Annotated in this window: 9 protein-coding genes and 1 pseudogene; 6 read left to right on the forward strand and 4 right to left on the reverse strand. The window is 64.8% G+C overall.

From position 1 onward, the window contains the following. Positions 1 to 87 precede the first annotated feature (87 nt). Both pyrE and K359_RS0131930 read left to right on the forward strand, forming a co-directional pair. A complete protein-coding gene (pyrE, locus tag K359_RS0131925; protein ID WP_029082962.1) occupies positions 88 to 651 on the forward strand; it encodes an orotate phosphoribosyltransferase in 564 nt (187 codons plus the stop codon). A 317-nt stretch (positions 652 to 968) separates the two neighbouring features. Beyond that, positions 969 to 1,766 carry a DUF2865 domain-containing protein gene (locus K359_RS0131930; protein WP_029082963.1) on the forward strand — a complete coding sequence of 266 codons (798 nt, stop codon included), beginning with the start codon at positions 969 to 971 and terminating at the stop codon, positions 1,764 to 1,766. Positions 1,767 to 1,846: 80 nt separating this feature from the next. Here the strand turns inward: K359_RS0131930 and K359_RS0131935 are convergent, their stop codons facing one another. After that, positions 1,847 to 2,278, reverse strand: coding sequence for a hypothetical protein (locus K359_RS0131935; protein ID WP_029082964.1), 432 nt, complete (start codon positions 2,276 to 2,278; stop codon positions 1,847 to 1,849). 186 nt (positions 2,279 to 2,464) lie between these two features. Here K359_RS0131935 and K359_RS0131940 point away from each other — a divergent pair, with 186 nt between their 5' ends. Continuing rightward, positions 2,465 to 2,755 carry a GIY-YIG nuclease family protein gene (locus K359_RS0131940; protein WP_029082965.1) on the forward strand — a complete coding sequence of 97 codons (291 nt, stop codon included), beginning with the start codon at positions 2,465 to 2,467 and terminating at the stop codon, positions 2,753 to 2,755. A 285-nt stretch (positions 2,756 to 3,040) separates the two neighbouring features. Here the strand turns inward: K359_RS0131940 and K359_RS0131945 are convergent, their stop codons facing one another. Next, positions 3,041 to 3,268, reverse strand: coding sequence for a hypothetical protein (locus K359_RS0131945; RefSeq protein ID WP_029082966.1), 228 nt, complete (start codon positions 3,266 to 3,268; stop codon positions 3,041 to 3,043). Positions 3,269 to 3,511: 243 nt separating this feature from the next. On the opposite strand from K359_RS0131945, the gene K359_RS0131950 reads away from it, so the two are divergent. The 3 genes from K359_RS0131950 to rocF all read left to right on the forward strand — a co-directional run bounded on the left by K359_RS0131950 (position 3,512) and on the right by rocF (position 8,155). Next, positions 3,512 to 6,022: a glycogen/starch/alpha-glucan phosphorylase gene (locus K359_RS0131950; RefSeq protein WP_029082967.1), complete on the forward strand. Its 2,511-nt coding sequence runs from the start codon at positions 3,512 to 3,514 to the stop codon at positions 6,020 to 6,022. A 173-nt stretch (positions 6,023 to 6,195) separates the two neighbouring features. Beyond that, entirely contained in the window at positions 6,196 to 7,014 is an 819-nt protein-coding gene (locus tag K359_RS0131955; RefSeq protein ID WP_029082968.1) for an acyl-CoA thioesterase II, read from the forward strand. Positions 7,015 to 7,177: 163 nt separating this feature from the next. Continuing rightward, positions 7,178 to 8,155 (forward strand): arginase, encoded by a 978-nt coding sequence (rocF, locus tag K359_RS0131960; RefSeq protein ID WP_029082969.1) that lies wholly within the window; start codon positions 7,178 to 7,180, stop codon positions 8,153 to 8,155. Positions 8,156 to 8,364: 209 nt separating this feature from the next. On the opposite strand, the gene K359_RS0131965 is transcribed toward rocF, so the two are convergent. Next, positions 8,365 to 9,981: a phosphoenolpyruvate carboxykinase gene (locus tag K359_RS0131965; protein ID WP_029082970.1), complete on the reverse strand. Its 1,617-nt coding sequence runs from the start codon at positions 9,979 to 9,981 to the stop codon at positions 8,365 to 8,367. A 312-nt stretch (positions 9,982 to 10,293) separates the two neighbouring features. Continuing rightward, a pseudogene (locus tag K359_RS53520) lies at positions 10,294 to 12,893 on the reverse strand (tetratricopeptide repeat protein). Positions 12,894 to 12,944 lie beyond the last annotated feature (51 nt).

Genomic DNA, 12,944 nt, shown 5'->3' on the forward strand with positions numbered 1-12,944 from the left:
GGGATTTACCCGCTGGAATGTGTTGGAGACCGCCGATAGATTGCCGGCCGCCGCAAACCCCCAAAAAGCCCCCAAAGGGAAAAAGCCTTGTCCAAATCAGCCTCCCGCGCCCGCCTCGCCGAGATCATCCGCAAGCGTTCGTTCGGCCGCGGCGAGATCACGTTGGCGTCGGGACGCAAGAGCGACTTCTATTTCAACCTGAAGCCGACGATGCTCGATCCCGAAGGCGCAGCGCTGCTCGCCGAGCTCACCTATGAGGCGCTGAAGGACGACAAGCTCGATTTCGTCGGCGGGCTCGAGATGGGCGCGGTGCCGCTGGCCGGCGCCATCGCACAGCTCTCCTGGCTGAAGGGCCACCCGATCGCCGCCTTCTTCGTGCGCAAGAAGCCGAAGGAGCACGGCGCGCGGCTTGCCGTCGAAGGGCTCGCCAAGGGTGAGACCCTGGCAGGCAAGCGCATCGTGATCGTCGAGGACGTCACCACGACAGGCGGCTCGGCGCTGAAAGCGGTGGAAGCTGTGCGCGAGGCCGGCGGCGAGATCGCGCTGGTCTTCACCATGGTCGACCGCGAGGAAGGCGCCACCGAGACGTTTGCCGAAGCCGGACTGCCGTTCCGCGCGCTGTACAAGGCCGGCGAGTTTCTGAAGGGCTGATCGCGCTCTCGCGGTAACCTCCGCCGTCATGCCCGGGCTTGACCCGGGCATCCACGTCTTTCTCACCGCGTGGAGGCGAAGACGTGGATGGCCGGGTCATAGGCGAGCGGAAGCGACGCCGTCCTTCGGACGGCTATGCCCGGCCATGACGAGATCCTGTCGATCGCGAACTCGCCTTCTTCCTGTGACGCCGTCACGCGCGATCAATCGCTCGTTTACCATCCCGGATTATGGTGAATCCGCCGCGGCACCTTTGTCGCCGCGGCGTGGTGCGTCGGGTGGAGTTGGCGTTGCGTACAGAGTTGAGTGATCGGCGCATGCGGCGCCGCGTGATGCTTGCCGCCGCGGCGTTTGCGGGTTCCGTGCTGGTCGTGCCCGCGCCTGTGTCGGCCGAAGGGCTGTTCGACTTGTTCTTCGGCGGTTCCCAGAAGCAGCAGGGCCGGCAGGCCCCGCCACAGGCCAATTTCTTCGCCGATCCGTTCGGCCTCAACCAACAACCTGAACGGCCGACGTCCGCACCCATCTCGGCGCCGCGGGTGGCCGGTTCCGGGCCCGCTTATTGTGTGCGCAGCTGCGACGGCAAATATTTTCCGCTGACCATGCGCGGCAACGCGACGCCGGCGCAGCTTTGCCAGGCCTTCTGTCCGGCAAGCGCGACCAAGGTCTATTACGGCGGCCATATCGACAGTGCCGCCTCGACCACCGGCGAGCGCTATGCCGACAGTGAAAACGCCTTCGCCTATCGCAAGGCGCTGCGCGCCGACTGCACCTGCAACGGCCGCGACCCCGCCGGGCTTGCGCCGGTCGACCTGGCGCTCGATGCCTCGCTGCGCGCCGGCGACGTGATCGCGACCACCGACGGCCTCGTCGCCTATACCGGCGTCCGTGTCGGCAACGAGCAGTCCTTCGACTTCACACCGATCGCCTCCTATCCCGGGCTGACCGCGGCGGTCCGCGCGCGGCTCGGCGAAATGAAGGTCGCACCCGTCAGCGCCGAACTCGCCGGCGACGCGCCGCTGCCGGAGACCAGCCGCGATGTCGCGCCCGCCGCGCCGTCCTCGGTGGTGCCGAAGGGCAACGCCGCAAAGCCCGCCAAGCGGGCCGAGGCGAACTGACGGCGCAAGCCGTCATTGCGAGGAGATTCCGCTGTGGCGCGATGGATTGCTTCGCTGGCGCTCACAATGACGCAAAACGGCTAGCGCGCCACGATCACGCCGATCACGTTCGGCGCAGCCATGTATTTCTCCTCGATCGCGGCACGCGCGGCCGCGCGGTTCTCCGGGTTGAGGATGCCGCGCTTCTCGGCGAGGATCATCCAGCAATAGCCCCACCAATCCGTCAGCATGCCGTGATCGTCGACCAGATCGTAACCGTGCTCGGCGGCGAAGATGCGCGCATGCGCTTCATCGAGCGCGTCGAGCCAGGCGTGATCCTCTGATGAGAACAGCTCGTCGCCGAAATCATCGGTGGTGTAGCCCCAGATCGACATGCAGACCGCGTTGAATTCGCGATCGAGCTGGTCGTCGTCGATCGGCTGGCGACGCGAGGCCTGATGCAGCCGCGACAGCGAACGCGCGAAATCGGCAATCCGGGTCAGGGCGAATGGATCAAACGCGATGGTGGACATGTAGTCCTCGTGGAGACTGAGAGACCATAGATATTGTGTCGGCACAGGCGCCGAATCACAATGATATATCAAAGACTTGCTAAAGTGTTCTTAATTCGTTCTGATGCCATCAATAGGCGTCGCCCCGGCGAAGGCCGGGGCCCATAACCACCGCGATCGGACATCTCACGTGATCGGTGCCCTGAAATGAATGCTGCGGCTTACTACGTTTACATTCTCGCGAGCCGCCGCCATGGGACGCTCTACATCGGCGTCAGCAACGATCTTTGCAATCGGCTGACGCTCCATCGTTCCGGACGCGGCTCACAATTCGTCAAGAAGTACGGCGTCACGCGACTGGTTTACGTAGAGGTCTACGCTTCACCACAGGAGGCGATTGCACGGGAAAAAGCGCTGAAGGAATGGCGCCGCGACTGGAAGCTTCGCCTGATCGAGCAAGATAATCCGGAGTGGAGCGACCTGTCCCATCTTCTTTAACGGCTGTGGTTATGGGCCCCGGCCTTCGCCGGGGCGACGAATTGTGGTGACTGCCGTTTCCTCATGAAAAAGCGGTCGCCATGCTCGCACGGCCCCCAAAAGCAATTCGGGCCGCCGACAAATGTCAGCGGCCCGTTGAAAATTGCTTCGGAATGAAATGCGTCGGAGCTTAAAAATGTGCCCGCCCCACGGGCGACAGGTTCGTTTGTAAAGAACTCGTTAAGTTCTGGGAATCCGTATCACCACGGTGTTCCCGACCGCGCGTGAAACGCCTTGCGCGCCGGCTTAATTTGCCGCCGACAGCAATTTGTCACCGCAGGCATTTGCGTAGAACTTGCCGCCGCATTGCCGCTTGATGGCGGCGCAGCGCGCGGCCGGTGAGGCGTTCTGCGCCACGCTGAAGCTCAGGCCGTCGGCGCTGCGGTCGAGTTTGCCCGCGGCGTAAGCCGCGCTGGTCGCCGTGATGCACACCATGAGCAATGCTGCGGCCGCGATCTCGATCACGAGTCTCATCACGCATCCTCCGCCAAATTGCCGCAAGATTTAGGCTTTCACGGTCGATCGTAGCACCGGCAACGACGGTTCCGAAGGCCCCTAAATCGGCCCGGTCCTTGCATAAAATGTCGGCAGCGCTGTGCACGGCAACGTTTCGGGCGGTTTTGATTGCCATGCAACACGCGTATCATCGCCTTGGGGCATGATCCGGACAATATGATCGCATCATGATCCGGAAATCTGAACGGCAGGGATTGGGCGTTGCAGGAACAAACAAACTACCCGGCACTGAACCAGCCGATCGATGAGCTGGCACTGACCGAGATCAAGGGCGCGATCCTGGCCAAGCTCCGGCTTGCGATCGGCAAGGACGCCACCGTTGCGACCGGGCGCGACTGGTACAAGGCCGCGACGCTGGCGCTGCGCGACCGCATCGTGCACCACTGGCTGACGGCCGAGAAGCAGAGCTACGACGCCGGCGCCAAGCGCGTCTATTATCTCTCGCTCGAGTTCCTGATCGGCCGGCTGTTCACCGACGCGCTCAACAATATGGGGCTGCTGCCGGTGTTCGCGGCTGCGCTCGGCGACCTCGGCGTCGATCTCTCAGAGCTGCGCAAATGCGAGCCGGACGCCGCGCTCGGCAATGGCGGCCTCGGACGGCTGGCGGCCTGCTTCATGGAGAGCATGGCGACGCTGGCGATCCCTGCCACCGGCTACGGCATCCGTTACGATTTCGGGCTGTTCCGCCAGATCATGAACCAGGGCTGGCAGCAGGAATATCCCGATGAGTGGCTCGCCTTCGGCAACCCCTGGGAATTCCAGCGGCCCGAGGTGGTCTACAACGTCCACTTCGGCGGCCATGTCGAGCATGTCGACGAGCGCGGCCGGGACCGCGCCACCTGGCACCCGGCGGAAACCGTCGAGGCAATGGCCTACGACACGCCGATCGTCGGCTGGCGCGGCCAGCACGTCAACGCACTTCGGCTGTGGTCGGCGCATGCGCCCGATCCGCTCCAGCTCGACGTCTTCAACAGCGGCGACTACGTCTCGGCCAGCGCCGAGCAGGCGCGTGCGGAAGCGATCTGCAAATTCCTTTATCCGAACGACGAGAGCGCGGCGGGCCGCGAGCTGCGGCTGCGCCAGGAATATTTCTTCGTCTCGGCGTCGCTGCAGGATCTGGTGAAACGCCAGCTCGCCTCCGATGGCGGTCTGCGCAGCCTCGCGCAGAAGGCCGCCGTGCAGCTCAACGACACCCATCCGAGTCTTGCGGTCACCGAGCTGATGCGCATCCTGGTCGACCTGCACAATTTCCGCTGGGACGAGGCCTGGAAAATCACGGTCGCGACCCTGTCCTACACCAATCACACGCTGCTGCCGGAGGCGCTCGAGACCTGGCCGGTCGAATTGTTCGAGCGGCTGTTGCCGCGCCATCTCGAGATCATCTACCGCATCAACGTGGCGCATCTCGCGCTCGCCGAGGAGCGCTTCCCCGGCGATATCGAATATCGCGCCTCGGTGTCGCTGATCGACGAGCGGAGCGGCCGCCGCGTGCGCATGGGCCAACTTGCTTTCGTCGGCTCGCACCGCATCAACGGCGTCTCGGCGATGCATTCCGATCTGATGAAGGAGACCGTGTTCCACGACCTCCATCATCTCTATCCGTCACGCATCACCAACAAGACCAACGGCATCACCTTCCGCCGCTGGCTGATGCTGGCCAATCCGCGGCTGACCGCGCTGCTGCGCGAGACCTGCGGCGAGGCCGTACTCGACGACTTCTCGCTGCTCGAACGGCTGGAGACCCATTCGAGCGACCTCGAATTCCAGAAGCGCTTCCGCGACGTCAAGCACCACAACAAGCTGGCGCTGGCGCGGCTGATCGGCGAGCGCAACAGCATCAAGGTCGACCCGTCGGCGCTGTTCGACGTGCAGATCAAGCGCATCCACGAATACAAGCGGCAGCTGCTCAACATCCTGGAGACCATCGCGCTGTACCACGCGATGAAGGACGAGCCGCAACGCGACTGGGTGCCGCGCGTAAAAATCTTCGCGGGCAAGGCGGCGGCGAGCTACCGCTACGCCAAGCTGATCATCAAGCTGATCAGCGACGTCGCCGAAATCGTCAACAACGATGCATCGCTCGGCGGCAAGCTAAAGGTCGTCTTCCTCGCCGACTACAATGTCAGCCTTGCCGAGGTGATCATCCCGGCCGCCGATCTCTCCGAGCAGATCTCGACCGCCGGCATGGAGGCCTCGGGCACCGGCAACATGAAGCTCGCGCTGAACGGCGCGCTGACCATCGGCACGCTCGACGGCGCCAATATCGAGATCCGCGACAATGTCGGCGAGGAAAACATCGCGATCTTCGGCCTCGAGGCCGGTGATGTCATGGTCCGCCGCAAGCAGGGATTGGACGCCAGCGACGCGATCCGCAACTCACCGCGGCTCGAGCGCGCGATCCGCGCCATCGAGAGCGGCGAGTTCTCGCCCGGCGATCCCGCCCGCTTCGCCTCGATCGGACACGCGTTGCGCTATCTCGACCACTACATGGTCTCGGCCGATTTCGATTCCTACTACGACGCGCAACGCGGCATCGACGCGCGCTGGCGCGTGCCTTCCGCCTGGACCCGCGCCTCAATCCTCAACGTGGCACGCATGGCGTGGTTCTCCTCCGACCGCACCATCCGCGAATATGCCGAGGACATCTGGCACGTGCCGGTGCATCCGACCGCCTCGCCGCAGCTCGGCGTTCAGCGCGAGGCGAAGGGCTAATCCCGCGACGCGGAAATCGATTACGCCCGACGTCATTGAATTACGCGCGGCAGCCGGGGTAGTGCTTGTCCAGATGAGAGCGTCATTGCGAGGAGCGAAGCGACGAAGCAATCCAGACTTGCTTTGCGGCTTTGGATTGCTTCGCTTCGCTCGCAATGACGGAACCAAAGAGCATGCTCACCAAGACCCCGCACCGTTTCGATGAAGCCACCGCCGTGACCGCCGGCGACAGCCGCTGGCAGGGACGGACCAGCCCGGATTACTGGGCGTTCGTCGGCCCGTTTGGCGGCTGTACGGCGGCGACCATCCTGCGGGCGCTGATGCAGCATCCGCAGCGCGCGGGCGATCCGTTGGCACTGACGGTCAATTACTGCGCGCCGGTCGCCGAGGGCGCGTTCGATCTCGATGTCCGCCTGGTCAAGGCCAACCGTTCGAGCCAGCACTGGTCGGTCGAGATGACGCAGGGCGGCGGCGAGGTCGCGACGCTGGCGACCGCGGTGTTCGCCGAGCGCCGGCCCTCGTGGTCGCATCAGCCGGCCGACTTTCCGGGCGCGGTGCCGTTCGAGCAGCTGCGGTCCTATCCGAAGCTCGCAATGACCTGGGCCAACCAGTACGATTTTCGCTTTGCCGAGGGCGAACCGAAGTTCAGCGGCAGCGCCGCGAAGGAACCGTCGAGCGCCTATTCCAAGATGTGGATTGCCGACCGCGTGCCGCGCAAGCTCGATGCGCTGTCGCTGATGTCGATGTCGGACGCCTTCTTCGGCCGCGTCTTCCACGCGCGGCACGAGCTGGTGCCGTTCGGCACGGTGTCGCTGACGACCTATTTCCACGCCGACGCGGCGGACCTGGACGCAGAGGACACCACCCGCGTGCTCGCCACGGCCGACGCCAAGACCTTCCACAAGAGCTATGGCGACCAGCACGGCGAATTGTGGTCGCCCTCCGGCCGCCTGCTCGCGACCACGACGCAGATCGCCTACTTCAAGGCATAGCGTTTTCAAGCGAAGTGGGCACCGGTTCGCGTGAAGAAAACGCGTCAAACCGAGGCGAAGCGCACATATCCACATTGGCCTGTTGTGACCGGATTGCCTATTTCAGGGGTTGAGGGAACATTGGCGCGTCGCTTCTGTTCCACGCCTTTGGGAGCACCGCCGCATGTCCGAAGCCGACAACTCCAAACCATCACGCATCGCCCTGCTCGGCGTTCCCATCGAGATCGGCGCATCGCAGGCCGGCCCGCTGATGGGACCGGACGCGCTGCGCACCGCAGGCATCGCTCGCCTGCTCGAGCAGCTCGACTTCCAAGTTGACGACCACGGCAACCTGGCGATCCCGGCCGTGGTCGCCGACGGCCCGGTGCCGGCGAACACCAGATTCTACGACGAGGTGAAGACCTGGACCCGCACGCTCTCCGAGCGCGCCTACTGGCTGGCGCATTCCGGCGCGATTCCGATTTTCATGGGCGGCGATCACTCGCTGTCGATGGGATCGATCAACGGCGTCGCGCGCTACTGGCAGGAGAAGGGCCGGCCGCTGTTCGCGCTGTGGGTCGATGCGCATGCCGACTACAACACGCCGGCCACCACCATCACCGGCAACATGCACGGCATGTCCGCGGCCTTCCTGTGCGGCGAGCCTGGCCTCGACGACCTGCTCGGCGGGCTGCCGCGCGCCTCGATCCCGCCCGATCAGCTCGACCTGATCGGCACCCGCTCGGTCGACCCGCTGGAGCGCAAGCTGCTGCGGCAACGCAACGTCTCGATATCAGACATGCGCCAGATCGACGAGTTCGGCGTCGCCGTGCTGACCCGCCGCCTCATCGAGCGCGTCAGGGCCAAGAATGGCGTGCTGCATGTCTCGTTCGACGTCGACTTCCTCGACCCGGCGGTGGCGCCCGGCGTCGGCACCACTGTGCCGGGTGGCGCGACTTATCGGGAAGCGCACCTCATTATGGAGCTGCTGCACGATTCCGGGCTGGTGCGTTCGCTCGATATCGTCGAGCTCAATCCCTTCCTCGACGAGCGCGGCCGCACCGCGCGCGTCGCGGTCGAATTGATCGGCAGCCTGTTCGGCCTGCAGATCACCGACCGCCAGACGCCGAGCAACGCAGTGCTGCCGGAGATGGGCGAGTAGCCCGTGAACCAGGTCCCGTCATCCTGAGGAGCGCCGCAGGCGCGTCTCGAAGGATGCACGGCCCGGCTGGTGGCCGTCGACCCTTCGAGACGCCGCTTCGCGGCTCCTCAGGGTGACGGATTGAGTTAGCACCGCGCGGCGATAGAGAAATTGAAACAGAAAAGGCGGCCACGAGGGCCGCCTTTTCAAATCACGTATCAGCGCGCGAATTACTCCGCCGCGAGCTTCACTTCCGGCGCGGCGGCGCGGACTTCGGCATCGACCTGCGCTTCGAACTTGGCAAAGTTCTTCTGGAACATGCCGACCAGCGCACGCGCGGTCTTGTCGAACTCGATCTTGTCGGCCCAGGTCTTGATCGGATCGAGGATGTGCGGCTCGACGCCCGGCAGCGAGGTCGGCACCGCGAAGCCGAAATACTTGTCGGTGCGGAAGTCGGCATTGCGCAAGCTGCCGTTCAGCGCCGCGGTGAGCAGCGCACGCGTCACCTTGATCGGCATGCGGCGGCCGGTGCCGTACTTGCCGCCGGTCCAGCCGGTGTTGACCAGCCAGCAATCGACATTGTGCTTGGCGATCAGCTCGCGCAGCAGATTGCCGTAGACCGACGGATCACGCGGCAGGAACGGCGAGCCGAAGCAGGTCGAGAACTCCGGCTGCGGCTCGTTGCCGAGCCCGCGCTCGGTGCCGGCGACCTTCGCGGTGTAGCCGGACAGGAAGTGATACATCGCCTGCGCCGGCGTCAGCTTGGCGATCGGCGGCATCACGCCGAAGGCGTCGGCGGCGAGCATCACCACATTCTTGGGATGCGGCGCGCAGCCGGTGCGCGAGGCGTTCGGGATGAAATCGAGCGGATAGGCCGAGCGGGTGTTCTCGGTCTTCGAGCCGTCGTCGAAATCGGGCACGCGGTCGTTGGCGCCGAGCACGACGTTTTCCAGCACCGCGCCGAAGCGCTTGCTGGCGGCGTAGATCTCGGGCTCGGCCTCGGCGGAGAGCTTGATGCACTTGGCGTAGCAGCCGCCTTCGAAATTGAAGATGCCGTCGGCGCTCCAGCCATGCTCGTCATCGCCGATCAGCGTGCGCTTGGGATCGGCCGAGAGCGTGGTCTTGCCGGTGCCGGACAGGCCGAAGAAGATCGCGGTGTCGCCGTCGGGGCCGACATTGGCCGAGCAGTGCATCGGCATCACGCCCTTCTCGGGCAGGTAGAAGTTCAGCGTGGTGAACACGCTCTTCTTCATTTCGCCGGCATAATAAGACCCGCCGATCAGGACGATCTTGCGGGCGAAATCGATCGCGACGACGTTCTCCGACTTGCAGCCGTGACGTTTCGGATCGGCGCGGAAGCTCGGCAGATCGATGATCGTGAGTTCCGGCACGAAGCTCGCGAGCTCCGACGCCTCGGGGCGAATCAGCAGCGTGCGGATGAACAGCGAATGCCAGGCGAGCTCGGTGAAGACGCGGGTCTTGATGCGATGCGTCGGATCGGCACCGCCATAGAGATCCTGCGCGAACAGCGTCATGCCTTCGGCATGCTTGAGGAAGTCGGCATAGAGCGCCGCGAACTGCTCCGACGTGATCGACTGGTTGCCAGCCCACCACATGCTCTTGTCGGTCAGGCCATCGCGGACCGTGAACTTGTCCTTCGGGCTGCGGCCGGTGAACTCACCGGTATCCGCGCAAAGCGCGCCGTCGGCCGAGAGCACCGCTTCGCCATTGCGCAACGAATGCTCGTAAAGCTGAGGCGCACCATAGTTCCAATGCACGCCCTTGAGATTCTTTAAGCCGAATTTGTCGGCGCCGAAGGCACCGTTATGCACGCCCGTCTCTTGCACGAAGTACCTCCTCGAACCCGCGTATCCTTGTTCGCGCGAATGTCGCTAATCGCGCCCCGCCGCGGTGACCGTCATCAGAATATAGCCTCTCGGCCCCGGTCCGGCGACCTAATAGTGGGGATCGCCGGGCTTGCCAAGCCAGTCGAACGGCTTTTGGTTGATTCCAAGGCGGGCACATCATCTGGCGCAAATACCGCAGCGCGGGACCCTTTCGTTTTGCTTTCGCTTTCGCTTTGTTTTCACAGCCGTCGGGCGGCGTTCCACTGCCTTTCTCGCTGCGCACAAGGCGTTGCGATGCACAAAAGGTGCCAGCTAGCGGGCCGCGCCTTCGCCGATCAGGGCGAACGGCGCCCAGAATGCCGGGTATGCATTTCGCGCCGAGGATGTGTCGTTGAGATAGGCGAGCATCGCCTGGCGCAACGCCTCGGCGCGTCCCAGTCTGGGGTCGGCCTTCAGGCGATCGAAGGTCGAAATGGTCAGCCGCGTTGCGGCCTCCGAATCCACCGACCAGTGCGACACCAGCAGTGCTCGCGCGCCCGCGTAGAAGAACGAGCGCGCCAACCCTGACAGGGCTTCGGCACCGGGCTTGTCGCCGGCGATCGTGTTGCACGCAGATAGCACCACCCAATCGGCGTTGAGCTTGAGCTGCGCGACCTCGCTTGAGGTGAGCAGTCCGTCGTCCAGGTCTGACGGCTGATTAGGAATGCTCAACACGAGCGAAGGTTCCGCAACACCCTTCACATCGCCTGCGACAAGGCCATGCGTTGCGAAATAGATGATTGCGTAATCAGTCAGTGGCGCGCGCTTCAACGTGGTCTCGCTCGCGTCAGCACCGAGATGGATGTCGGAGGCTTCAGCGCCGAGGTCCTTTGCGACCGCATTCAATTCGTCGGCGGTGTCAGGCAGTTGCGGCAGCGCGGCGGCAAGCCGCGCACGATCGACGCCGGCGCCCTGCCAGAAATCGGTGTAGGCCGACGTCACCAGCGCGCGCGAGGCCTGCTTGACCGCGGTGCGGCCGGCGCCCGAGCCCTCGCGCGACGGATTGAACAGCGGATCGCCAAAGCCGGTCAGCGGCTTTGTGCTTTGCTCCTTGCGCGCGAAGGCGCGCGACGCCTTCAGGCTGGAAGCCGCAGGCAACACCGATACCGCCTGCCGCTTCAACAGCCATGCCGCGTCGCGATAGCCGGCAAATGTTTCGGGAATCGCTGAAGGCGGCGGCTCGGTGACCAGCAAATGGAATGGTAGCGCTGTCAACGCTCCTACAGGCGCGACCAGCAGGCTGCGCTTGTCCCTGACCAGCGCATCGACCGGGCCGAGCAGCGCCGCGTAGAGCTCATTGGCCAGTGCGAGATCGAACAGGCCGGCCTTGTCGCTGGCATCGCTCGCCTTGCCGATATCGAGCCCGCGACGAAATGCGGCAACCTTGGCAGACAGCGCATCGCCGCCAAGGGAGACCTGCTTCCAGTCGACCGCGTCGCGGGTCAGCGCGAAGACGAAGCTTTCCTTGTCAGCGACCGCGAACAGCACCATCGCCTCGTCGGGCAAGAGCAGCGCCTGGATCTCCCGTGCGGTCATCGGCAAGGGATTCGACAACGCGGCATAGTCGGGGAACTCGGTCGCAAAGGTCTTTTGCAGGCCGGCGCGCTCGGTCGCGATCGCGGCAAGCCGCGCGCGGCTGCGTGCTTCGGCCGCAGCGTCGCGCTTGGCCCGGTCCTTCGACACGCCGAGAGCAGCGCCTTGTCCAGCGCCTCGGCTTCCGCCGCGAGGTCCTGGTCGCGGCGCACCAGTTGCGCGAGACGGTCGGTGCCGGCGGCAAGCCGCACCGCAAGCTTGTTCACGGCCGACGCCGCCGATGATTGCGTGGCGCGCTGGACCACATTCAGCGCAGCGTCGAGCGCCCTGTCGCCGGTCAGCAATTGCTGGCGCTGCGCGGCGAGCAAGACCGGCAGCGCCACGCGGAGCTGCGCCCGGCCATTCGAAATCGTGGTCTCGACGATCGGCAGCGCGTCCGCGCTGCGGCCTTCGGCCTGGTAGAGCCCGGCGAGGTTGTTGAGCGATGTCGCAAGATCGGGATGATCGGGTCCGAGCGCGCCTTGCCGGATCGCGACTGCGCGCTGATAGAGCGGCTCGGCATCGGCATAACGGCGCTGCCGCTCATAGAGATCGGCGAGATTGTTGAGCGACCGCGCCACATCGGGATGCTCGCGCCCGAGCACTTTCTCGCGGATCGCAAGCGACCGCCTGATCAGCGGTTCGGCCTCCGCATAGCGCCCCTGCACCTTCTCGACCTGGCCGATATTGTTGAGCAGGGTCGCGACCGCGGGATGCTCGGGGCCGGCCGCCTTCTCGTAGATCGCGAGCGCGCGCTTGAACAGCGGCTCGGATTCCCCGTGGCGACCGAGCTTCTCGTACAGCGTCGCCAGATTGTTGAGCGACTGCCCGAGATCGGGATGGTTTCGACCCAGCGCCTTCTCGCGGATCGCCAGTGCCCGCTTGAACAACGGCTCGGCATCGGCATAGCGCTCCTGCCGCTGATAGAGCGCGGCAAGGTTGTTCAATTCAGGCGCAGCGTCGGCGGAATTCAAACCCGACACCTTGTCGAGGATCGCGATGGCGCGCTTCAACAGCGGCTCTGCCTCGGCGTCGCGGCCCTGCGCGCCGTAGATCTGGGCGAGATTGTTCAGCGCCGCCGCGACATCGCGATTATCGGACCCGTACTTCTTTTCGAGGCTGTCGAGCTGGCCCTGCGCCAGCGGCAGCGCTTCGGCATATTTGCCGGCGCGGCTGAGCGCGTTGATCTTCGCGCTGAGCGCCGCGACGCTACCCTGCTCCGCGAACGACGGCGCGGACAGGCTGCCACTCGCGGCCAGCGCAAGTCCAAGCGCGACGACCAGATGATTGCCTGACTTCATGGGCCTCGTTCCCGGCACGGCGACGATCGCGCAAGGAGCGGGAGCCATGCG

This window comes from Bradyrhizobium sp. th-b2 (genome assembly GCF_000426785.1).
Classification (GTDB): Bacteria; Pseudomonadota; Alphaproteobacteria; order Rhizobiales; family Xanthobacteraceae; genus Bradyrhizobium; species Bradyrhizobium septentrionale.

Coding starts and splice junctions, on each gene's coding strand:
- K359_RS0131930 (WP_029082963.1), top strand. CDS start 969: ATGCGGCGCCGCGTGATGCTTGCCGCCGCGGCGTTTGCGGGTTCCGTG.
- K359_RS0131935 (WP_029082964.1), bottom strand. CDS start 2,278: ATGTCCACCATCGCGTTTGATCCATTCGCCCTGACCCGGATTGCCGAT.
- K359_RS0131940 (WP_029082965.1), top strand. CDS start 2,465: ATGAATGCTGCGGCTTACTACGTTTACATTCTCGCGAGCCGCCGCCAT.
- K359_RS0131945 (WP_029082966.1), bottom strand. CDS start 3,268: ATGAGACTCGTGATCGAGATCGCGGCCGCAGCATTGCTCATGGTGTGC.
- K359_RS0131955 (WP_029082968.1), top strand. CDS start 6,196: ATGCTCACCAAGACCCCGCACCGTTTCGATGAAGCCACCGCCGTGACC.
- rocF (WP_029082969.1), top strand. CDS start 7,178: ATGTCCGAAGCCGACAACTCCAAACCATCACGCATCGCCCTGCTCGGC.